Origin of the sequence: Variovorax sp. UC74_104 (assembly GCF_044055375.1) — a bacterium.
Lineage (GTDB): Bacteria > Pseudomonadota > Gammaproteobacteria > Burkholderiales > Burkholderiaceae_C > Variovorax.
Window position 1 is genome coordinate 405,428 of the sequence record NZ_CP171979.1, and the last position, 22,758, is coordinate 428,185.

Consider the following 22,758-nt stretch of genomic DNA (forward strand, 5'->3'; position numbering starts at 1 on the left):
ACTTGCCAGTCGGGTGCGCGCTCTTTGCAAAATAGAATGCCCCCGGTGACCCTCGCGCACTCCATCCATCCCGACGATACCCCTGCGCTGCGCAAGGAGCGAGGGGCGTTCTTCACACCCGACGAAATCACCCGGTTCATCGCCCACTGGGCCATCCGCAAGGCAGACGACCTCGTGATGGAGCCCTCGGCCGGTGACGCAGCCTTCCTCGTGGCGGCCGTGGATCGCCTTCGCGAACTCGCACCGGGCTCCGATGCGCAACCCATCGTGGACGGTGTCGAGATCCACGCCCAAAGTGCGAAGGTCGCCCGCCAGCGCGTACTGAATGCGGGCGGCAAGGCCAATGTGAGGCACAGCGACTTCTTCACGATCGAACCCGAGCCGGTCTATGACACGGTTATCGGCAACCCACCGTACATCCGCTACCAGGATTTCTCGGGCGAATCCCGTGCGCGCTCGCGCGAGGCCGCACTCCGCGGCGGCGTGTCGCTCACCGGCCTCGCCTCCAGCTGGGCCGCCTTCACCATCCATTCCGCCCTGTTCCTGGGGAAAGGCGGGCGGCTCGGGCTGGTGCTTCCGGCCGAGCTGCTTTCGGTGAACTACGCGGCGCCGGTGCGCCGCTTTCTCTTCGAGCGCTTTCGCGACGTACAGCTCGTGCTCTTCGCCGAACAGGTCTTTCCGGAAGCCGAAGCGGACGTCGTGCTGCTGCTGGCCGACGGCTACCTTGAGGGCCCGGCCAACCACGCCACCATCCGGCAAGCCAAGAACGCGGCCGAGCTCGCCTCGCTGGGTGTCGGACAAACCTGGACGCCCACGGACCCGGCTGCAAAGTGGACCTCCAGCCTCGTCGACCCCGGTGCCGTCGAGCCGCTGCACAAGCTGCTGAAAGACGGGCATTTCACCCGCCTGGAGACATGGGGGGACACGACCCTGGGCATCGTCACGGGCAACAACAAGTACTTCACGCTCTCGCCTCAGCGGGCCAAGGAGCTCGGCCTGCGCAGCAAGGAACTGCTGCGCCTCTCCCCGCCAGGGAGCTCGCACCTGCGCGGCCTCTCGCTTTCCGACGACATGCTCACGAAGCTGGGGCGAGAGGGCCAAGCCACCCTCCTCTTCTACCCGAGCAATCCGCCTTCCGCCGCGGCCTCGGCGTACATCGCAGACGGCCATCGGACCGGCGTTGATACGGCCTACAAGTGCCGTGTCCGCAAGACTTGGTATCAGGTGCCGCTGGTCCCCGCTGCCGACCTGTTGCTGACCTGCATGAACGCAGACACGCCCCGGCTCACGGCCAATGACGCGAAGGCCCGCCACCTCAATTCGGTGCACGGCGTCTACCTCAATGCCAAGCACCGGGAGCTCGGCTGCGAGCTCCTGCCACTTGCGAGCCTGAATTCGATCACGCTGTTGCATGCGGAGATGGTGGGCCGCGCCTACGGGGGCGGCATCCTGAAGATCGAGCCAAAGGAAGCCGATGTGTGGGCCATGCCGTCGCCGACGTTGGTCCAAGCCCGCGCAGACGCACTTCGCACCGTCAAGCAGCAAGTCGCCAACCTTCTCGGGGATGGCAGGCTGCTCGATGCAGTCGAACTCGTGGACCAAGCGCTCCTCGCAGACGTCGGTGAACTTTCCGCTGAACAAATCGCACATATCCGGCAAGCACGGGCAGAATTCGCGCGTCGTCGAACCTTGAGGGGGGCCAGTGGCCACTGAACCGAGCGCCAAGGCCAAAGCCTGGGTCATCTTTGATCGAATCGTCGCACGCGCTGCCCCGGATAACGTCCACAGCAATCCCTGGATCCGAAGCGCGGACGGACAATTGCACTTCGAGCCTGATTTCGACACGCTCGCCCAGCTGCTAGGCGTTCCTCTTCACCTGAAGGCAGGGACCCAATCTGGTGTTCCGGCCTTGGCGCTCGACGTCTGGCTGAGCTACGAGTTGCGACGCGCGGGCTTCAACACCGACCAGGTTTGGCCGCGGCCCGTTCACCCACGCATCCTTCCGGCGCCCATCGCCAACCTGCTGAAGGCATTGCCTGCCGGAACCCGCAAAGCCGTTGCAGATCGCATCGAAAGGGACGGCGCGATCACGGGCGCGACATCGTCCAGCGGGATCATCCTCGGCAAGAACTACCTGAAACAGGTCGACGTCGTGATTTCGGATTGGGTGACAGGCCCAGAGTTGCTGATCTCGACCAAGCGCATGGACTCCTCCTATGGCAAGAACGCGCCAAATCGCATCGAGGAGTCCTATGGCGACGCCAAGAACCTGCGGCTGAGGCACCCTCTTGCAGCGCTCGGCTTCATGTTCGGCCTACGCTCAGACATCCTCCAGAAGGAGCCGGCGACTGCGGAGTGGTTGTTTGACCTGCTCGGCAAGCTCGGGCGTGAAGACGATGCCTACCATGCCACATGCCTCGTCCTGATGGAATACGCCAACGATGGCGGGATACCTGACACGGGTGAAGAGCCTCCTGTGACGGCCCTGCCGGAACCCGGGCACGAGGTCGCCGATGAAAACGCGCCAGCCCCCACCCTCGATGCCATCGTCGACCAAGACATCGCGCAGTTGCCCAAGGTGAAGGTTCTCAACGAGCAGATCCCGGAGGAGCTCGCGCCTGGCCGGTTCCTCGCGGCCATGGTCACGCGGGTCCTCGGCGCTACCCCAGTCAACATGCACAAAGAGGCACGAAAGCGGCGCTTTTCGCCCGCGTTGCGGTAGGTCTGCCACCTCCTCTCGGAGACCTTGGCCCCCGCTTCACGTCAGATCAGCCGGCGCGTCATCGCATTTGAGCTTTTGCATAAAAGATAGACGTCCAAAGAGGAGTCGCATCCATGAAGCTGAGGATCTGGGCTGCAGTGGCCCTTTTGACCGCGTCATCGATCTCATCTGCCGCTGGCTCTGCAGTGGTGAATGGGAGATTCATCAACAACATCATTCCTCAGGGCTACTGCGCAATTGGCGACGCCATCAAACGGGACGCGCTGACCAAGACGGCTCAAGGATTTTCTGGCGCCACGGGACTGGTTCTCTCGGTATTTGAGTCATGCCCTGGGAAGCAGGCGTCAGCACCAAACGGCCAGGGTCCAACCTACCGTTTCGGCCGGGTGATAGTGGGACGCGTAAACGGGACAACCGTGGCATCCAATGAATCGACAAGGGCCCAATACCTTGCAGTGCTCAATTCGGTGATACAGAAAGAGACGCCAAGCATCTCTCAAGACCCTGACAAACGCCTTCTGGCCGCGCGATCTAGCAAGGTGCCTGTCTATGAAGACTGGGGAGCCATCGGGCGCGATGCCAATGCGATCTACCGAGGTAGCCTGGGCACCCTAGAAGCCAATGGCAAAAAGCCGACACTCGGAATCTTCGTCGCCGCGCTCACCTTTGCCAACAACCAGACCTTTGTGAATTTTCTTTGTGAGATCGTCAACGACAACACAAGCGTTGCCGGTCTGCTTGCTGAGCAGCAGAAACTCACTGCCTCCTTTGTTAAGGACAATAAGCCAGACAAATCGAGAGACTGACCTGTAGGCGGTGGAGTGATGAACTGCGCGGCTACCTCTAGCGTAAAGCTATTCAAGACGGCCTCACTGGGCGCATACATTGGTTGGCGCTCTTCATCATCTGGTCGGCCCAGACAACCTCCCAAACTGCCGGAACGCTGTTGTCGGCGCATTTGCGGGCCGTCGACGACCGAGTGCACCGCCCCGATCTCGCGCAGCCAGGGCCATCCGCTCGGCCCCCATTAACTCTTGTGCCGGAACTCGATGCTCAACGTGTCGTGCCGGAATCTCGGCAGCCGGGCCACGACATCGGCGAAGATCTCATGGCCAAGTGGGTCACTTCTGGATGGAAGCACAGTACAAAACTGCGCCGTCGCACCACCGAACTCCATCACGGGCGTGTGTACGTCCCAAGCTCCATGTCCAATCCATACTGGGCGAGGACGTGGTCATATGCCCCTTCAACAAGCCTTTGCAGGATGTCTCGGGCAGTCATCGGTCCCCGAGGAACCAGTTGAAGTGCGCGCACGCCGTGCATCTGGCTCTCTGAAAAGATGACAACTGGGGAGTGAGCATCCTCTCCCTCGTAGGCGAGCTGATAGCCGACATCTTCGCCAAGGATGTATTCGCCTCGCGCGATCGCGACCGATGCGCGCAGATTCTTCATGTTGTACGCAGGCCGCTTGTCCAGGGCACCGGTAAGTTCATATGGCTTGGGAATGCTGTTGACCGAAAGCGAAAGCGAGCGCGAAAGCTCGCTGCTTTCTCCGTCAAAGAGCGTCACGGGGCCAAAACCGGCGGACGGCTTGTACTTCACCAGAGCACCCCCCACGGGGTTGCTTCCATGGAGCGTGTGCCGATGCAGCAATACCTTGACTTTCAGGTTCGGGTAAGCCTTCAACACATCGCTGACCTGATCCATGATCTTGCGCGCGGATGCGCCACCAACCAGCGTCTCGGTCATGACGATCTTCACCTTGCGCTGGCCGGCGATAAGCATGAACTGGTCGATCGCCGCCCTGAAGCGCCTGGCATGCTCAGTACGCTGATACTTGGGATCATCAAACTTTTGTTTGTAAATCCACCATGGATCATTAAGTCGCACTTCATCCGGCACGCGCGGCGCAACCAGGTCGGGATCGACTTTGGGGATCTTGAAATTGAAGATGCCCTTCTTCGTGAGATTCAGGATGTGATCGGCAACCAACGCCCCGCCGCGCTCAAGGCTGAACATGGCCTCCCCCTTGCCGATCTCACTGATCAGGCTGCGAATCGCTTCCCGATTGAGCTTGATGAATCTCGCGGGGATCGCACCTTGACCATCGGAATACACGTTGTCGTCCATCCGCAGCTCCCGAGAAGCCGCAAGACGTTCATCGGCAAATGCGCTGAAGAGCCGCGCCTCGATGCCACGAAGGGCGAGCACTTGCTGGGGATTGACAACCGAGACCACGGCACATGCGGGATCAAGATGGAGGGCTCCCGGGTTGATGCCTGTCATCAAGCATTCGAGCAGCCAAGCGCACTCTTTGCCGTCGAAGACGGGCGGCAACGCACCGTCATAGAGCCGCAGTGCCGCCAGCCCCTTCCTGAGATCGTCCATATTCTTCACGGCGACGAGATGCCGCACGATCCCGACCTTTACCTCCCATGCCAGCCCCTCCAGCCAGATGTTCTTGATGGGGCCCAGAGCCCCTTCGAGGATGACTTGGTTCGCCTGCCCTAGCAGTTCCCGCTTTTGCAGCTCAAACGGCAGGCGATCTATTTCTTCCACACTCAGGAACATCGACCATCCCTCCCCTGGAATCAGGCCGCCCCATCCGGCGCGGCAATTCATAGGCAGGTCTGCGCGCGCCCCCTGTTGATGGAGCATACGTGCGCACATTAGGCTGGAAGCACGGCAACTGCATCCCCAGTTCGGGGGATGCTCATGCAGTCAGCGCTGGCGGCAGTGCGCTTTTCGAGAAAGCTCTTTAACAGACAAGCGGGACGTGCACGGGCGCCCACAAGCAATGCAGACGTCTCCAACTCACGCCGCAAAGCGGCTGGAAGAACCGCGGCGATTCGCGTTGCCGCTTCTCGCGCGCCGTAGGCCAACGCCGAATCTCCGCGATCAGCGACCCACCTCAGCCCCAGCATCAGAGCCTCAACCTCGTCAGACCGAAATGAGCGGTGGCAGCACAAAGCCCGGTCGCTGCACGTACCCGACTCCAGGCTCGCCCACGATATCTGCACCTTGCGCCTTCAGGCTTGAGATGTCGCGATATAGCGTCCGCACGCTGACGGCAAGCTCGCTTGCCGGCGTCTGGGCGCTCACGGGTCGACGATGGCGACGCAGGGCTTGCAAGAGGTTGAGCAGACGTTCGGAGCGTGACCTCTGCAGAATGATAGCGACCGACCCGGCGCCGTGACTGCGCATTCAGCGCGGAATCTTCGACTTCTACATCGCTCTTGCCTGCGGCCGCGCCGACATCTCGCCGCAGCTGCCCGGGGGCAAGGCCGGCTACAAGCTGAAAATCGACGAGACGCCGTTTCGCACTCCAAGATGCAATCGAGCTGGAAGATTGCTGCCGCCTGGTGCTTTTCGCCAAGACTTCGACGGCGATCCGCCGTCATCATTCTTTGGAAATTGCGGGAGAAGTGTCGCTTGCCAAGCCAGCGGGCTGATCCGTGGCCGTGAGCGCTCAGTTGCGCAACTCCGCCGGCCGGGTGGCCGGTTGATCGACGAGGTGGCCAAGGCAGCGACGTCCAACTGGAGAGTCAAAGTCAGTTCGAGAAAGAAGGCAAGACCCAAACGTCAGTCGCGACCGGAACCTCCTTCAGAGAGCCCGTTCCACTCAATTCCCTCATCCGATCCCGGCAGTAGTCGAACATGTCTTCTAACAAGTTCAGTTCCTGAAACTTAGAGGTCAGGTACCCCGAGATCCGATGGGCATCGACGGCATGCGGATAGTCGATCACATGAGCGTGGGCATCAACAATCCATCCAGAGTCGTTTTCAAACTCGACCCCTTGCCCGTGTATGCGATATCTCCAGGGCTCGCCGCGCATCAGGAGTTCGCCTTTCTTGGGCACACCGGTCAGATACTTTCGCTCCATCTCCGGGTGCATGTCCAAGAAGCATCCAAGCAGATCGGCCTGTGTGATTGAGTAGGCTTCAATTTCACGCAGAAGCTCGTCGTCATTCATGGCTACCATCGATTCATCCTTTCTGCCCTGGCTGCATCGGCCTGACTTCTCAAGAGGCTTGCATCCTCTGGAGAAACAGGGTTCATGTGGACCGGGATTTCTCGAACCCCAGCCTTGATTGCAGCTTCCGCACGATGATGTCCGTCAATGATGACCGGTTTGCCGTCGCCGGCCTGCGCAGCCTCGACGGGAGGGAATGAACCATATCCTCCTTGCTTTTTCATTGCGGATGTGTATTTCTTTACCTTGCTTCCCGACATTTCGTTTGGCCCCTGACGTGACGCCAAATTTCGTGGGTTCATCATGACCGGCTCTGCCTTCTGCACCACTGCGCCATCCCCAGGCGGAACAGAACCCGATGCCCGTTCATTCAGCTTGGCAGGCGGCTCCTGCACCATTCTCGGCTTCGTCGAAAGAGGCGTCGGTTCAACGACGCCTTGCCCGCCCTTGATGCCTACGTGTGCAGCAGTGAGGTCGAACACCATCGCACCGGCGTCGTTTGCCGCGGCCACCTGACTTTCGCTGCCACCGCCCATCCGCGTCAAGAAACCGGGTATGCCAAATGGTCCCAGAAGAGCCATCCCAAGCGTGTTGGTCGCGTACAGGTTCTTTTCATTGACCCAGGCCTGCTCGGCAGGACTCAATGCCAGGTCCGGATGCTCGCCGGGTTGATACACGCGCTGCAGGATATTCAGGTCGTTCTTCAGCTTGACCGATTGCTCCGGTGGCAACCCGCTCTGCGCTCTTTGTCGCATGTCGTCCAGGATGGATTTATCCACCTCGTTCGGCAAGGCCCTGCACTCCCTCTGAAAGATCAGCGCAGAGTTGATTTCCGGAGTTTCACCGGAGCCGACCGGCCTGCCGTGCCCCTGAATGAAGGTTCGATAGAACCATCCGTGCTCTCTCTCGTTCTCCTGGCGCAGGCGATTCAGCAACTCATCGCAGATCCCGTCGCGTTTCTTGAGTTTTTCTGGCGGACGCGGGACCTGGCATGTCAGAAGTCGTCCGGGCGTTCCGTTCCCGTTGAAGGGTGGCATCTCTGCCATTACGCGCTTCCATTCATTTCGCAAAGATCGCCGTGGCGGGCGACTGCACGACTTTCGACGAAGACGGTCTGCGAGCCTGAGATGATCTTCACATTGCCCGCGCCCAGCGAGACGCCCGAACGCACCCCGCTGCCAGCGTTGCCTGTCACACCCTTGACGATGCTATCGACCATCAACACCTTCTCGCTGCGCGCGAACACGGTGTCAGCGTATGCAGCTTTCTCGGGCGGAAGAATGGACACGATGTCGAAGGGCACGACCTGGTTGCCGACGACACAGAAATCAGGGGCGATGTTGACCACCATGAAGCGCGACTCCGCATCGGCGATGTGCTTTTCGGCGCTCATGCGGACACTCCCGGAGGTTCGACCATGCCTTCGGCAGCCTTGGCATTGGGCCGGTGGAACAGATCGACCGCCACCATGTCGAGCGCCTGGTCCAGCGTGAGCCGCCAGGTCAGGTGCACGAGCATCTCGTCGAGGTCGACGTGAACCGTGTCGAGTTTCATGGCCTCGCTGCGCTGCGTGCCGCCGCCATCCCTGCACAGCGCCTCTATCCAAAGCTGCGGCAGCTGGAACTCGATGTGCGGCGCGGAGGCGAAGAAGCCGCTCATGCGCACCGACTCGTCGCCCCGCAGGCCACCGGCCACCACCTGGTCGGCGGGCGCGTACTGGAAGAAGCGCTCGTCGAAATCGTCGGCGTAGTCCATGTAGGGCTGTCCGGCGTGTCGTTCGCGCCAGGTGTCGTCGTAGGTGCCGGCCAGCGCGACGCGCGGCTGCCAGAAGCGTGCGATGGGGCCGAAGCCGGCGGGACGCGCATCTTCCTGGTTGGCGTGCTGCAGCGGTGTGCCGGCATATTCGATCTGCGGTCCGAAGAACGGCTGCCCGGCGACATGGCGCGCCCCGGGGTGGTCTTCGCGGGCTGCGCTGCCAAACCATCCGGTGCCGCAGGGGTTGGCTGCGTGCGTGCGGGGCTGGGCCGCTACATTGTCTCCCCGGTCGAAGCCCCATCCGCCGTAGGCGAGTTCATAGCGCAGCGGCACCGCGAGCGCGGGCTGCGGATCGGACAGGCCGCGCTGCGCCGTGTCCTCGTGCCAGCTCCAATGCCGTGGCCCCGTCAGGCGCAACGCCTTGTGCAGCAGCGTTTCCTCCTGCCGGCGCACCAGCAGTTCCGCCTGCCACTCGCTCGACGGTGTCCAGCCGAGGGCGTGCGCGGTGCCTGTCACGTAGACGTCGGCGCCGGGCTTGCGCAGCAGCACGTCGGTCGCGGCGCGCAGGCTCGACAGGGTGGCATGGTCGGCGTCCCACGGCTCGTCGGCAAAGACCGGCCCGCGGTGAAACGCTGCCGGCTCCAGACGCCCGGGCGCGAGAACGAAGCTCGCGCACACCACCACCACGTCGTGGAAGCGCCGGCCCTTGCCCATCTTGTCGAACTGGAAGTGCACAAAGGGCGTCGCGTTGCGCAATTGCGCGAGGCGTGGCTCGGGGATCGGGGGCGCAGGCTCAGCCATGGCCATTGTCCTTGCCCGCCGCCATCTTCCCGACGCCCGCGGCAACAGCCGCGGAGACGGTGCCCAGCACCTGTGTCACCTGGCCTGCCGCTTCGCCGCCGCCAGCGCCTCCGGCCACCTGCTGTGCGATCGACGCGAGCTGTCCCGCCTTGCCCAGCAGGTCGGCCGGGTTGCCACCCATCAGCGCGCCCAGGCTCGCGAGCGGGCTGCCCGGAGGCTCGGCCGGTGGCGGGGTTGGCACCGCGTTCGGCTGCAGCGCCGCGCCACCGCCCTTCGGGTTGAGCCAGATGTGCTCGCCGTTAACGGTCACGTCGTCGCCCTGCGCGGTGATGTTGATCTTCTTGCCCGTGACTGCGATGGAGCCGTCGGCCTTGAGCTGAACCACCGATGCCCCCACGCGCAGCGAGATGGTCTTGCCGTCCATCTCGATGTGGCTGCCCTTGTCGCCGCCCACGGACAGCAGGTACTTCTCGCCGACCTTGGTGGTCTGCGTCTTGCCGACCATGGTGTTGTCCATCATGCCGACCACGGTGTTGCGCAGCATGCCGACGTTGAAGGAGTAGGCCAGGCCGATGTTCACCATCTTGGCCAGCCCCACGTTGTGCATGTAGGCCATGCCGATGGTCGCCATCTGGTTGCGGCCCACCTTCTTGCTGCGGTCGCGCCCCACGGAATGGGTCTCGTCGTGCTCGACCTCGATGTCCTGGTTGCGCTCGGCGTGCAGCCACACCTGCTCGGCACCCTTCTTGTCCTCGAAGCGCAAGGCATTGGCGTTGGCCTCGCTGCCGCCCTCGGAGCTGCGCGTGAGCAGGCCGCTCTGCGTGGCGTTGTCGGGCAGCGTCCACGGCGGCATGTTGTCGGCGTTGTAGACGCGGCCGGTGACGATGGGCCGGTCGGGGTCGCCGTTCTCGAAGTCGACGATCACCTCCTGCCCGATGCGCGGGATCTGGATGCCGCCGAAGTTGGTGCCCGCCCAGGGCGATGACACGCGCACCCAGCAGGAACTGTTCTCGTCCTTCGTGCAGTAGCGGTTCCAGTGGAAGCTGAGCTTCACGCGGCCGTACTCGTCGGTCCAGATCTCGCGGCCCGCGGGGCCCGTGACGATGGCGGTCTGCGGACCCGTGGTGCGCGGCCTGGGCACCGGCGGTGCCGGCGGGCGGAAGACCTTGCTCGCTGGTATCACGTCGAAGTCGACGCGGCACTCGAATTCCTGCTGCGAACTGGCATCGCCCACGTCCTGCAGCCGCAGATGGGCATGCGTGACCAGGTACTGCCGGTTCGATTCGTTCTGCGGATGCCGCTCCAGCGTCATGAGGTAGCCTGGCACCACGGCACGCAGGTTGCCCGAGCCGCTGGCGAGCTCGCCTTGGCTGCCGGTCTCTTCCATGCGCGTGCGCACCAGTTGCTCGCCCTCGGCCTCGACGACGTAGTCGCCCGGCCAGCCGTAGCGCTCCCAGGCGTTCTGCGCGGTCTTGCGTGGCATGGCGCTGATTTGCTGCAGCTCGGCCTTGGGGCGCTTGAAGTCGAAGTCGTCCGTCACCCAGCGTCCGCTCTGCAACTCCTCGCAGGCGTTGAAGCGGTCGCAGTGTTCCTCGCGCACGGTCGCGTCCGCAGGATGGAAGGGGATGGTCTGGTAGCCCTCGTGGGCGAAGGGCTGGTGCGAGACCATCTCGTCCACGATGACCAGCTTGTGGCTGTTCTCCTCGTGCTCGAAGTAGTAGTACAGACCCCATTCGTGCAGCAGCCGGGCGATGAAGTCGTGGTCGCTCTCGCCGTACTGCACCTGGAATTCGCGCGGCGGGTAGCTGCGCGTGGCCCGCATCTCGAAAGGCAGGCCGTACTTGCCGAGCACGGTCTTGACGATGTCCAGCACGTTCTGGTTCTGGAAGATGCGGTAGTCGCTCGTGCGCGTAGCGAGCGTGAGCCAGGGCTCGATCACGGCCTCGTAGAGCGCGCGCCGGTTCTCCAGCCGCAGGAATCGCACGCGCGTGACCAGCCCCGAGATGTGGCGCTGCTGCGGACCCGAGCCCGGGCGGCCGTCGAGCACGACGTGCGCGGTGAGCGTCTCGCCCACGAGCTGCTTGATGGCGACGTTGGCCGCCTGGCGCTCGTTGTAGCCCGGCTGCTCGGGCGTGGCCAGCGTCAGCGTGTAGCGAAACAGGCTACTGAGGCCTTCGTCACCTGCGATGGAGATGGGTTCCAGCGCCGGCGCATTGCCGAGCGTAGGCATGGCGGACGAGGAAGCGGTCAGGACGCGGGCGGACCGCGCTGCGCCTGTCGGCATGGCACTCTCCCAGGAATTCGAATCAACGTACGAAAGTCGGGACTACAGGCCGCCTCCTGCGGCCCGATGAAACGGAAACGTCGCGCTCCCGTTTCGCACAAGGAGGATCAGGCTTCCCTGTTTTCCTTGATGTTCCAGCCCAGCACCGTCTCGGCGCCCTTGCCGCCCTTGTCGGTCTGCTCCCAGTACTGCTGCTTCACCTTGGCGGCCTGGAAGGCGTACTGCACGAGCACCGCGTCGGAGCCCTGTTCGGCCGTGTACTGCACCGAGGTGACCAGCACCTCTTCGAGCGTGACGCGCGTGTACTCGATCTGCGAGCCCCCCGCCTTGCACACCGACACCTCCACCTTGCTCAGGTGCTTGCCACTCGCGCAGTTCTTCAGAACCGAAGGCGCTGCCTTGTCGATGCGAGCGAGCACCTGCAGGTCGTTGAAGCTGGCCTTGCCGACGCCGCCACCACCGCCGCTGACCATGTTGCCGGGCTGCGTCGCGCCCCATGCGAACGACTTGATGTCCGTCCACTCCTTGTGGTTCGAATCCTTCGATTCGCCGTTCGCGCCTTCGACGCGCATGAACATGTCTACTGCCATGATGAGTAACTCACTGTGTTCCGATAGAAGAAGAAATGCGGCCAATGCCCGCAACGTCGGAGTGAGTAGGTTTGACCGACAGGCCCGGATTCTGAGATCGAGTGCGTGTCGTTTCCTCCCTACCTTCTTGTAATCGGGAGAACTCTAAAGGCAGGGAAGCAATTCAGAAAGCGAGCAAACTTACTAACTGCCGCCGTGATCTTCCCCAACTAACCCACTTGTTTTACGGATGAGGGAGCCAAGGGAATCGCTAGCTCCGAATGACTGCTCGTTCTTCTTCCACCTCACTAGCATCTGCCGAACACGCCTTGATTTCTAGATGCGGGCCATCGTATTTGGGCCTCTATGTTGAGCTTGACGTGTTCTTTAAATCCGACGACACAAGGATTGGTGTGGAGGTGAAGTCATCCGTCTTTCACGGATTTGAGCGTGACAACGAGCGTGGGCCTTACCAAGTCGTCAAACACAAGGCGGTTCTCACGCCCAAGCATCAATCGATCACCCCTCTCAAGAGAACACCTTGCTATCGATGGTTGGCTCCGCTTCGAACTTGAGATGACCAAAGTCGCGAGAAAGCCTCGCTCCGCGCGCGGACTCTCCCGTTCACTTGCCCGGCAAGGTCCAGCGCGCCAGATAAGGCGCCGTCCGGCTGCCAGATGCCGTGGCCACCTCCTGCGGCCGGCCGCTCGCGACGATGCGCCCGCCTTGCGCGCCTGCACCCGGCCCCATGTCGATCACCCAGTCACAGTCCGAGACCAGCCGTAGTTCGTGCTCGACGACGATCACGGTGTTGCCGGCGTCGACCAGGCGGCCCAGTTGAGCCATGAGCTTGTCCACGTCGGACGGGTGCAGGCCGGTGGTTGGCTCGTCCAGCACGTACAGCGCGTCGCCGCGCTGCGCGCGCTGCAGCTCCGTCGCCAGCTTGATGCGCTGCGCTTCCCCGCCCGACAGCTCGGTGGCCGGCTGCCCCAGCCGCAGGTAGCCCAGGCCGATGGCCTTGAGCAGCCGCAGCGGCCGTTCGATGGCGCTGTCGTTCTCGAAGAAGGCGTGCGCCTCGTCCACCGTCATGGCCAGTACGTCGGCAATGGTGCGGTCGCGCAGCGTCACCTTGAGCGTCAGTTCGTTGAAGCGCGAGCCATGGCAGGTGGGGCAAGGCGCATACACGCTGGGCATGAAGAGCAGCTCGACGCTGACGAACCCTTCGCCCTCGCAGGTGGCACACCGGCCTTTCGCGACGTTGAACGAGAACCGACCAGCATCGAAGTGGCGCGCGCGGGCGGCCTTGGAGTCGGCGAACAGTTTGCGCACGTGGTCGAAGAGGCCTGTATACGTGGCCAGGTTGGAACGCGGCGTGCGCCCGATGGGCTTTTGGTCCACGCGCACCAGCCGGCGAATGCGCTCCATGCCGCCGGCGATGCGCCCGCCGGTGCGGCCACCAGGGCTGCTCGCGGCACCGGGTTCGGCGTCTGGCTCCTCGTCCACGGGCGACGCTTCGTGGCCCAAGTGCGCGGCCACCAGCTCTACCAGCGCCTGGCTCACGAGGCTGGATTTGCCCGACCCGGAAACCCCGGTCACCGCCGTCAGCACGCCGAGCGGAAACGCCACCGACAGGCCCTGCAGGTTATTGCGCGTGATGTCTTCCAGTGCCATCCATCCGGCAGGTTCGCGCAAAGACCGCTGCGTTGAGGTTCGCGGCGCAAAAAGATAGCGCGCGGTGTGCGAAGCCTCCACATGGCGCAGCCCCTTGGGCGGGCCGCTGTAAAGAACGATGCCGCCTTCCTCTCCAGCACCGGGGCCGACGTCGACCAGCCAGTCGGCGCGCCGCATCAGGTCCAGGTCGTGTTCGACCACGAACAGCGAATTGCCCGAGCGCTTGAGCGTATCGAGAGCCACCACCAGCGCCTCGCTGTCCGCGGGATGCAGCCCCGCCGACGGCTCGTCGAGCACATAGACCACGCCGAACAGGTTCGAGCGGATCTGCGTGGCAAGCCGCAGGCGCTGGAGTTCGCCCGGGGACAGCGTCGGCGTGCTGCGGTCGAGCGAGAGGTAGCCAAGGCCGAGATCGGTCAGCATGGTGATCCGCGCCAACAGGTCGTGCGCAATGCGCTGCGCTGCGATGCGCTTCTCCGCCGACTGGTTGGGCGTTCGGCGCACGTCGGGGGCCGCCGCGTGTGCACCGCCCTTCTTGCGCAGCACGCTCGGGGGGACGTCGCCACCGGACGCGTCCGGTGCATCGCCTCCTGCCGCGCCACGCAGCACCTGCGCGAACTGCGCCAGCGGCATGCGCGAGATCTCGCCGATGTCGTACCCCGCAAAGCGCACCGACAGGGCCTCCGGCTTGAGCCGCTTGCCTTTGCAGGCCGGACAGTCCCCGCCCACCATGAAGCGCGCGACGCGGTTCTTCATCAGCGCGCTCTGCGTGGTCGCGAAAGTGTGCAGCACGTGCTTGCGCGCGCCGATGAAAGTGCCCTGGTAGCTGGGCTCCAGCTTGCTGCGCAGCGCCGCGCGCGTCTCGGCCGGCGTGAAGCCGGCGTACACCGGAACCGTCGGCTGCTCCTCGGTGAAGAGAATCCAGTCGCGCGTTTTCTTCGGCAGATCGCGCCATGGCTTGTCGACGTCGATGCCCATGGTGACAAGGATGTCGCGAAGGTTCTGACCGTGCCAGGCAGGTGGCCACGAGGCGATGGCGCGCTCGCGGATGCTGAGCGTGTCGTCCGGCACCATCGAGCGTTCGGTCACCTCGAAGACGCGTCCCAGTCCGTGGCAGACCGGGCAGGCGCCCTGCGGTGTGTTGGGCGAAAAGTCTTCCGCATAGAGCATCGGCTGGCGCGCCGGATAGTCGCCGGCCCGCGAATAAAGCATGCGCAACAGACTCGACAGCGTGGTGACGCTGCCCACCGAAGAGCGCGTGCTCGGCGTGCCGCGCTGCTGCTGCAGGGCCACCGCGGGCGGCAGACCGTCAATGGAATCGACCGCGGGCACGCCCACCTGGTCGATCAGCCGGCGCGCATAGGGCGAGACCGATTCGAAATAGCGCCGCTGGGCCTCGGCGTAGAGCGTGCCGAAAGCCAGCGACGATTTGCCGGAACCGGAGATTCCGCTGAACACCACCAGGGCGTCGCGCGGAATGTCGACGTCAACATTGCGAAGGTTATGTTCGCGTGCACCGCGAACACGCACGAAATGGTCGGTGCCACGGGCGGTAGCGCGCGTCATGTTTTTTCTTTCTGTTGTATGCCGTAGGCGACGATGCCTCAGGCATTGAAAAATGTAGACCCGGTTGAGACTATCCAAGCCCGCCGGCACGCCTGTGAGAGTCGGTCCACCAAGACTGTCGGACACCGGGACCCTGGGTGAAAGGCCTGCAGTGGCGCCTCGCTGTCCACGGCGCGAATCACGCCGTGCGTACCGTCTGAGATCTAGATCGGCACACCACGTGATTGGACTCAGACGGTTTGCGGTCCGCACCGCACGGGGCGCATCTACTCAATCCTGCAAGGGTCTCGGGATTTCTCCGACACTGTCAGCGCAGAAATTTCTGGAACGTCGATCGATCGATCCCCCGTTCAGCGTTGCCATGCCGCTCAGCTACCTCCAGCGCCTTGAACAATCAAGCCTCCCGATGACCGTCACGGATCCAGATGAGGTTCGGAAGGTAGAGATACTTCGAGGAGCACTGCTGATCGAAGCGCGGCTACGTCGCGCGACCGGTGCAGGCCCTGTTCACTCGGCCATCGTCTTCTCGATCACACCAACCGGTATGGAACACCTGAGGCGGCTGCGCCGACCCTCTAAATCAAGTGAATGAAGCTCTCGCTTGGCGCCAGATTTCGACCGGCCGGATGCCCCTGTAACACGAGGCGCGTCAAGGAACATGGTTTCAGATCGCGTCGGACCGCCCTCGGTTCTTATACGATGCGGGTCATCAACCAGCGATGTACGCTCTTGCGCGCCCTAGCAAAAAGGGATCGAAATTGAATCAGATTGCACACGCTCCCCTGGATAACACAGTGCCGAATGAGACGGCCGTGCCGCAAACGACCGGCGCCGCCAAACCCTTCAATGAAGATCAACGCCTCGCGGCGCTACACCGCTATCAGGTGCTTGACACCATCGCAGAGCAAGCTTACGACGATGTGACGACACTCGCGTCGGCCGTTTGCAAGGCGCCAATCGCGCTCATCTCCCTTATCGATCAGGACCGCCAATGGTTCAAGTCGCGCGTCGGGCTGGACGCGAGCGAGACTCCGCGCGAGCTCGCGTTTTGCGCGCACGCCATCCTGCAGCCGGACATCGTGTTCGAAGTGCAGGATGCCCACCTGGACCCGCGCTTCGCCAGCAACCCGCTGGTGACCGGCGACCCGGGCATCCGCTTCTACGCAGGGGCGCCTCTGGTCACAGCCGATGGTCTGCCGATCGGCACGGTCTGCGTGATCGATCGCGAGCCGCGCGCCCTGTCGGCGGCCGAACGCAAGGCGCTGCAGTCGCTGGCCCGGCAGGTGGTCGCGCAACTCGAGCTGCGACAGGTCATGGCCGGCCTGGAGCTCGAGAGCATGACCGATCCGCTAACGTCACTATGGAACCGGCGAAGCCTGGATCGGCGACTGCAGGCGGCCTGGGATCTCCAGGCACGCGAGCGTTCGCCGCTGAGCCTGCTGATGATCGACCTGGACCACTTCAAGCGCATCAACGATGCCCTCGGCCATCCTGCCGGCGATCGGGTGCTGGTACAGGCCGCGGCCATCATCCGGGACCAGATCGGCCATGACGGTGTTGCCGCCCGTTTCGGGGGTGAGGAATTCTGCGTCGTGCTGCCAGGCATGGACGCCGAGACGGCACGGGAGCGCGCCGAGCAGGTACGGCGCGCGATCGAGGGCGCGTCTTGGCCCGCCCCCAACGTGACTGCCAGCGTCGGCGTAGCGACTGCGGTGGTTGACAGAGAAAGCTCGCCCAACGTGATGCTCACGCGTGCAGATCGCGCACTGTATGTCGCCAAGCGCGAGGGCCGCAACTGCGTGCGGCAGTTCGATGGATGGTCCTGATCGCTAGGCTTCAGGCGGAATGCGCCGCGGCGAACCGACCTACGAGCGCTTTGGTTCACGCGTTCATGGCTCGGCATGCTTCGAAGACGGGAACGCCGTGGGCCGGAGATGTTCGATACCCGATCTCCGCTGCGAGGTGCAGCCTGGCGAATTCTCTTGAGAACATCCGGCTCCATCGTGAGCTGGCCGTCGTAGCGGCCCTGGGCGGCGCGCTGGCCCTGAGCTTCAAACCGGGCTTCGTGCCCAGCACGGGCGACACGCCCATGGTCATCGGCAGCGGCGCACTGACCGGCCGGTTCTCAGCGATCAACGCGCCGGGCTTCAAGGTCACGCCCACCTACACGCAGACCCAGCTCATCGTGCGTTTGGACACCTGAGTGCGACCGACGCATCGTCCACTGAGCCCGATCTGAAAGTCGCCGCAGCTTGGATGCGCCTGAGCAGCGCCTGCCGGCCGAGCCATCGCTTCTCTGCAACCGCAGTCACATTCATGTCACGCACAGGCAGAAAGCTCTACCCTTTTCGCGTCCGTGAATCCCATGCTCCCGACCTCGCAGCTTCGTCGTGTCCTGAACCGTGCACCGGTCTGGTCACTCAGTCTCTGGGCACTCCTTCTGGCCGCGTGTGGCGGCGGCAACAGCGGCTCTTCCTTCACCTGGCTGCCCACCACGGGGGCTTCAACAGTGCCTGCGGCTCCAAGCAACACGACGACGACCAATACCAGCGGTGTGGTGGTCGGCAGCTACTTCGTCAATGCCAAGGTCTGCCTCGACATCAACTCCAACGGTCGCTGCGACGGCGATGAGCCCTCCACGCGATCAGACAAGCAAGGCCGCTTCACGCTCGCGGGCTCCGGCGCAGGCATCGTGGCCGAGATCGGCACCGATGCCACCGAGCTCGATCCCCTCGGACCGTCCTCCAAGCCGGTGGCTTCGCCGCTTGTGCTGCGTGCGCCGAAGGAGGCGCCCGGCATCGTCGACTTTCAATCGACTGCGGTAGTCGCGGAAATGGAGGCCAACGGGCTCGACTTCAAGGCAGCTGTGGGCAAGGTGGCGATCTCGGTGGGCGTGATCGCGTCGAAGCTGCTCGGCGACATCAACACCGAGAGCGACCCGGTCGCGAAGGCCGCGCTCAAGGCGGCGTCCGACGAAGGCCTGCAGCGCATCCGCGACGCGCTGGCATCAGCGGCGAGCGGCGACGACGTCAAGACGCTCGTGACGGCCGCTGCCCTGACGGAGCGCTACTACCAGACCAAGGCACCGTACCGGCCGCAACAGGACGTCAGCACCTACGAAGCCGCGCCTGCCGGCTTCTCGCCGGTCTATACCGAGCTCGTCGCGCGCCATGGCTCACGCGGCCTCTCCAGCCTGAAGTACGACCTGGCGGTCTACAACATGTGGAAGAAGGCGCAGGACGATGGGGCGCTCACGCCGCTGGGCGAGAAGCTCGGCCCCGACGTGCTGAAGATCATGAAGGCCAACTTCCTGCTCGGGTACGGCGTGGCGGGCATCAGCACGCCAGGCTATGGCAACGAGACCCAAGTCGGTATCTACGAACACACGCAGCTCGCGGCCCGGATGCTGCAGCGCCTGCCCGCCTACTGGAAGCAGATCGGCGACAACGCGGGCACCGCCCCGCGCCAGATCGTGACGGTCACCTCCGGCGTCGACCGTGCGGTCGACAGCGGCAACTTCTTCGTGCAGTCGCTCAAGACGGTGCAGCCGGCATTGGCGCCACTGCTGGCCCATCCTCCGGCACCGGCCCCGTACCCCGACAACGGCGCTGCCGTCAGCCAGCCAGCCGGCACCAACCGCTTCCTGCTGTACTTTCACAAGCTCGTGAAGGCGAGCGACCTGGTCACGAACCCGGCCGATCCGCTCTATCCCACCTACCAGGCCAGCCTCGCCTACCAGGACTACAAGAGCAACGACACCGACCTGCTGGCCAAGCAGAGCGGCCTCACGCTGACGCCCTCGGCCGCGGCCGCCGGACGGGTGTTGCTGGAGCGCCTGTTCGCCAAAAGTTTCGTCGACAAGATCGCCAGCGGCACCTACAGCTTCGCCAACACCGGCAGCTTCAGCTTCACCAGCGATGACGGCAAATTCGCGCCCACCCTGAGCGGCGACGGCAAGACGTCGATCAAGTCGCTCGGCGACGCCGGCTCGTTGTTGTATGAGCTCTACGTGATCTCTCCGGCGATGCGAAGTGAAGCCGGCGTCGACTTCACTGCCTACATGCCCGTTGCGCAGGCGAAGTTCTTTGCCGCCCTCAACGACGGCTCCGACTTCTACGACAAGGGGCCGGGCATGACGGAGAAAGGCGACATCACCTCGCGCATGGCGCAGATCCTGGTGGACGACATGTTCAACGAAGTCGACGCGATCGCCAGGGGCGACCGGTCACACGCTGCCAAGCTGCGCTTCGCACACGCGGAAATCATGATGCCCTTCGCCGTGCGGATGGGATTGAAGGGCGTGGACCAGAGTGTTCCCAAGGCCGCCAGCTTCGGCTACGACAGCAACACGTGGCGCGGCGACTACGTCTCGCCGACGGCGGCCAACATGCAGTGGGATGTGTTCGCCGATGCAGGTGGAAAGCTGCTGGTACGGATGCTCTACAACGAGAGGGAAACCGACTTCAAGGTGGCGTGCGATTCAGCCAAAGCGCCGGGTACGGCTCACTACTACGACTACACGGCACTCAAGGCCTGCTACGGGCACGTGGCGAGCCCGAGCTAAGCGGGCCGCAGCTGGTCCACGAAAACGCCGCAAGACGAGGCGCCCGGATCGGACGCGTCAGGAGCAACTGGTTTCCTGGATGCCGCAGAGACGATCCACCCAGACGCGGAAACGGCCCGGCGGCAGGCCTGCGCGCGCCGCGGGTTGGACCTTCAGCGCGGCGCGTTCCTGGGCGGGGAAGCGCTGATCCGTGAATTCGACTTGCGCCCATTCGCCCTGGCAGTCGCTCAGACGGGCGGCTTCGATGAAGCTGTCGCCATCGAAGGTTTCGCCGTCCCCGATGCGCAGATGGACCGCGGCGTCACGGGCCGGTCGCGCGCGGCCCGCATCCGCTTGGGATTTCACGGTGAGCTTGCTGCCGCTGACCCATCCCCTGCCGCTGTACATCGGCCGCGCCGGACGACCGGCGAGATCGGCGTTGTCCCTGGCGTTGCGGATCAGGAACCAGCCCTCGCGCACGCCGGTGATCTCCACCTCGACTCGGACACCGTAGTTCATCGTGGGCTCGACGAAGGTCGGCGGGAGCTTGCCCAGGACCTTCGCCGCAGTGCTCGGCGCCTCGCGGACGTTGAGACCGGCCGGGTCGGTCTCGGCGACGAAGGCACCGAAGTTGCAGGATCTGGCCGGTGTCACCGACGGCGACTCCGGGCGCGAAGCACCGTCGGCGGGACCGGCGGCGTTCGCGCCGCTGGTGAGCGAAGCCAGACCAGCAGTGACAGCGATCAGGATCGCCCTGTGGAGGTGGAAATCAGCAGCCATCGGTAGCCGTCGAGAGAATGTGGTGGAACGTCGGCCTCTTCTACACCATCAGCCCGCCCTGCGACGCGCAACCAGGAGCACCAGCCAGGCCACCGCGAGCAATACCGCCCACGTCGCCAGGTAGCACCAGCCCGCAGGCCCCGAGTGGCCGACGGACTCCCAGCCCGTGGTGGCCTCCCACCATGACCAGAAGGGATACAGGACGAGTGTGAGGATCGGACCGGCCGGCACCACCCAGGCAAGGGCGATCAGCAACCGCAGCACGCGGTGGCGTTGCGCGGGTGGCGCTGGCACGGGATCGGAAGGGCGCGGCATGGCCCCATTCTGGTCGGCTCGCTGCTTTTCTGAAAGGGTCGGGCGCCCTCGAGTCAGGGCACTGCCGGAAGCCACCGGCGAAACTTGCGGCGCTACCGCCAGATTGACGTTCATGCCGCGCCGCTCTCTCAGGTTGGCTGCATCATCTTCGCGACCTCGCTCATTTCGTTAGCCGCGCCTATTCATATTCTGTGGTTCCCAAGCGAACCAGACGCTGACCACTCGGACCCGGGGAGCCATCACCTTCTTCCAATTCGTGCTCGAGTTCGCCGCGCAGCAGCTCACGCGCTGGCGCCGGCAACCGACGCAGCAGAGGCAGGCGAGATAGCAACGCGCGAATCTGGGCCGGCGTGAGCGTTTCCAGCAGGGCCCTGGCCGCAGTACGGGCCACGCCGGGCGCAGGGTCCGACAAGCTACTGGTCAATACCGGCATCACACGCTTTGAGGTGAAGAAACTCAACGCCCACACGATGCGTCGGCGCACATAGGGCTCACGGTTTTCCAAAGTGCGGATCAACGGCTCAATGGCTTCGCTATCGCCAATCGCAGCCAGTGCCAGCGCGGCGTTGGCGCAGCAATCATCGTCCTCGTTGTCGAGCTGCGCTATCAACGCGGCGAGTGCACGGCGATCCGGCAGATCGATGAGCACGTCCGTCACCTCCCTCGTCAGCTCGTTCTCACTCAGCAGTGGCAATAGCAGCGGGACCGCATCATCGGCGAGACTACGGTAGGCGAGTGCCTGCACCGCCAGCTTGCGAGCATGGAGGCCCGTCTTCCCAGACGACTGAAGTAGACGGAGAAATACCGGCGGAATCGGCGCGCCCGCTTCGAACTTCAGTGCCTTGATCGCGGCATTGCTTATCTCGGCAACGGGGTCTTCGAGCAGCTCGGACACGAGCGGCGACAAGCGCTCTGCAACGCCTGGGCCTGCAAGCGGCAATGCCTCCAGCGCCGCCACGCGGACATTTTCAGCTGGGTCGCGCAGCGCAGCCAGCCAGAGCGGAAGCGAAGCAGCGCCAGGCTGCTTGTCGAACAGAGGGGCCAGCGAGCGGACGGCACGCTCGCGGACTTCCTCATCGGTATCCGTCAGCATCAACGAAACGAGTTCAAGCCGATGCTCCTCAGGCAGCGAGCGTGAATCGCCAAGCGCCAGCGCGGCGGCCAGCCGGAGCCTCAAGTCCTCGGCGCGAGCGGCCAATCGGAGCGCATCCAATGCCCGGGTTCCGTCGAGGTAGGCCAATGCATACAGCGCATTCTCTCGAACCTCCAAGTCGAGATCGTGGTGGAAAACGCGGATCAACGCATCGAATACGGACCGGACGGGCAGGTCGAAGTCTTTGAGCGCGATCACGACGTTACTGCGCACATCGGCATCCGTATCGCGCAGTGCGACCAACAGCGGTTCAATCGCAGCTGGGTCGCTGAAACGCAGACCTTGGGCGGCGGCAGCGCGCACACGGGCATCCACGTCCCGCAGGCCCGCTGTCAACGCGTCGAATGCCGCCGTGCCGACGCCCCTATCCTCTTCGTCGCCAAACCAGCACATGGCGTTCCATCTTGTGGCTGGAAGGGGATCGCAGGCGGCTTCGACAAACACCTTCGTCACTGCATCCCCTCTCAATCGAGAATCTGCCAGGGCAGACAAGGCGGCACTGCGCATTTCTTCATCCCCGTCGGCCCACAGCGGCAACCAGGGTGCAATTTGCCCGGCGACGTCAGTCGCTTGTTCGGCCTCTTTTTCCGCGGCCTCTATATGTGCTTGATCCAGCATTCAAATA

At 63.8% G+C, this 22,758-nt stretch carries 17 protein-coding genes and 1 pseudogene; 6 read left to right on the top strand and 12 right to left on the bottom strand.

The genetic code is table 11. The features are described from left to right. Positions 1-36: 36 nt before the first annotated feature. The 3 genes from ACHMXA_RS32590 (at position 37) to ACHMXA_RS32600 (ending at position 3,528) form a co-directional block, all read left to right on the top strand. The gene (locus ACHMXA_RS32590) at positions 37-1,713 is read left to right on the top strand and encodes a class I SAM-dependent DNA methyltransferase (protein WP_395322597.1); all 1,677 of its coding nucleotides are present in this window, start codon (positions 37-39) and stop codon (positions 1,711-1,713) included. Next, positions 1,703-2,722, top strand: coding sequence for a hypothetical protein (locus ACHMXA_RS32595; RefSeq protein WP_395322599.1), 1,020 nt, complete (start codon positions 1,703-1,705; stop codon positions 2,720-2,722). Before ACHMXA_RS32590 ends, ACHMXA_RS32595 begins: the two co-directional genes overlap by 11 nt. A 113-nt stretch (positions 2,723-2,835) precedes the next feature. Beyond that, positions 2,836-3,528, top strand: coding sequence for a hypothetical protein (locus ACHMXA_RS32600; protein ID WP_395322601.1), 693 nt, complete (start codon positions 2,836-2,838; stop codon positions 3,526-3,528). A 370-nt stretch (positions 3,529-3,898) separates the two neighbouring features. Here ACHMXA_RS32600 and ACHMXA_RS32605 read toward each other — a convergent pair whose 3' ends face one another. From ACHMXA_RS32605 to ACHMXA_RS32645, 9 genes and pseudogenes are all read right to left on the bottom strand, one after another. After that, positions 3,899-5,380, bottom strand: a complete 1,482-nt coding sequence (locus ACHMXA_RS32605) for a hypothetical protein (protein ID WP_395322603.1) — start codon at positions 5,378-5,380, stop codon at positions 3,899-3,901. Positions 5,381-5,493: 113 nt separating this feature from the next. Next, positions 5,494-5,926 (bottom strand): annotated as a pseudogene (locus ACHMXA_RS32610) (helix-turn-helix transcriptional regulator); the annotation flags it as partial. A gap of 347 nt (positions 5,927-6,273) precedes the next feature. Then, positions 6,274-6,696, bottom strand: coding sequence for a DUF6896 domain-containing protein (locus ACHMXA_RS32615; RefSeq protein ID WP_395322605.1), 423 nt, complete (start codon positions 6,694-6,696; stop codon positions 6,274-6,276). 2 nt (positions 6,697-6,698) lie between these two features. Next, positions 6,699-7,742: a ParB N-terminal domain-containing protein gene (locus ACHMXA_RS32620; RefSeq protein ID WP_395322607.1), complete on the bottom strand. Its 1,044-nt coding sequence runs from the start codon at positions 7,740-7,742 to the stop codon at positions 6,699-6,701. Further along, positions 7,742-8,089, bottom strand: a complete 348-nt coding sequence (locus tag ACHMXA_RS32625; RefSeq protein WP_395322609.1) for a PAAR-like domain-containing protein — start codon at positions 8,087-8,089, stop codon at positions 7,742-7,744. The genes ACHMXA_RS32620 and ACHMXA_RS32625 overlap by 1 nt, the downstream gene beginning before the upstream one ends. Next, positions 8,086-9,252, bottom strand: a complete 1,167-nt coding sequence (locus ACHMXA_RS32630; protein ID WP_395322611.1) for a DUF2169 domain-containing protein — start codon at positions 9,250-9,252, stop codon at positions 8,086-8,088. Before ACHMXA_RS32630 ends, ACHMXA_RS32625 begins: the two co-directional genes overlap by 4 nt. After that, the gene (locus tag ACHMXA_RS32635) at positions 9,245-11,482 is read right to left on the bottom strand and encodes a type VI secretion system Vgr family protein (RefSeq protein ID WP_395322613.1); all 2,238 of its coding nucleotides are present in this window, start codon (positions 11,480-11,482) and stop codon (positions 9,245-9,247) included. Before ACHMXA_RS32635 ends, ACHMXA_RS32630 begins: the two co-directional genes overlap by 8 nt. 161 nt (positions 11,483-11,643) lie before the next feature. Then, positions 11,644-12,126, bottom strand: a complete 483-nt coding sequence (locus tag ACHMXA_RS32640) for an Hcp family type VI secretion system effector (RefSeq protein WP_395322615.1) — start codon at positions 12,124-12,126, stop codon at positions 11,644-11,646. 603 nt (positions 12,127-12,729) lie between these two features. Then, positions 12,730-15,342: an excinuclease ABC subunit A gene (locus ACHMXA_RS32645; protein WP_395322659.1), complete on the bottom strand. Its 2,613-nt coding sequence runs from the start codon at positions 15,340-15,342 to the stop codon at positions 12,730-12,732. An 812-nt stretch (positions 15,343-16,154) separates the two neighbouring features. On the opposite strand from ACHMXA_RS32645, the gene ACHMXA_RS32650 reads away from it, so the two are divergent. The 3 genes from ACHMXA_RS32650 (at position 16,155) to ACHMXA_RS32660 (ending at position 19,906) form a co-directional block, all read left to right on the top strand. Further along, positions 16,155-17,168: a diguanylate cyclase gene (locus ACHMXA_RS32650; protein WP_395321453.1), complete on the top strand. Its 1,014-nt coding sequence runs from the start codon at positions 16,155-16,157 to the stop codon at positions 17,166-17,168. Positions 17,169-17,407: 239 nt separating this feature from the next. After that, complete coding sequence (locus ACHMXA_RS32655; RefSeq protein WP_395321455.1) at positions 17,408-17,545, top strand: hypothetical protein; 138 nt, start codon at positions 17,408-17,410, stop codon at positions 17,543-17,545. 837 nt (positions 17,546-18,382) lie between these two features. Further along, the gene (locus ACHMXA_RS32660; protein WP_395322660.1) at positions 18,383-19,906 is read left to right on the top strand and encodes a histidine-type phosphatase; all 1,524 of its coding nucleotides are present in this window, start codon (positions 18,383-18,385) and stop codon (positions 19,904-19,906) included. 57 nt (positions 19,907-19,963) lie between these two features. Here ACHMXA_RS32660 and ACHMXA_RS32665 read toward each other — a convergent pair whose 3' ends face one another. From ACHMXA_RS32665 to ACHMXA_RS32675, 3 genes are all read right to left on the bottom strand, one after another. Continuing rightward, positions 19,964-20,665 carry an SH3 domain-containing protein gene (locus ACHMXA_RS32665; RefSeq protein WP_395321457.1) on the bottom strand — a complete coding sequence of 234 codons (702 nt, stop codon included), beginning with the start codon at positions 20,663-20,665 and terminating at the stop codon, positions 19,964-19,966. Between the two features lie 48 nt (positions 20,666-20,713). Further along, positions 20,714-20,959, bottom strand: a complete 246-nt coding sequence (locus ACHMXA_RS32670; RefSeq protein ID WP_395321459.1) for a hypothetical protein — start codon at positions 20,957-20,959, stop codon at positions 20,714-20,716. 199 nt (positions 20,960-21,158) lie between these two features. Then, positions 21,159-22,751 carry a HEAT repeat domain-containing protein gene (locus ACHMXA_RS32675; protein ID WP_395321461.1) on the bottom strand — a complete coding sequence of 531 codons (1,593 nt, stop codon included), beginning with the start codon at positions 22,749-22,751 and terminating at the stop codon, positions 21,159-21,161. Positions 22,752-22,758: the final 7 nt, after the last annotated feature.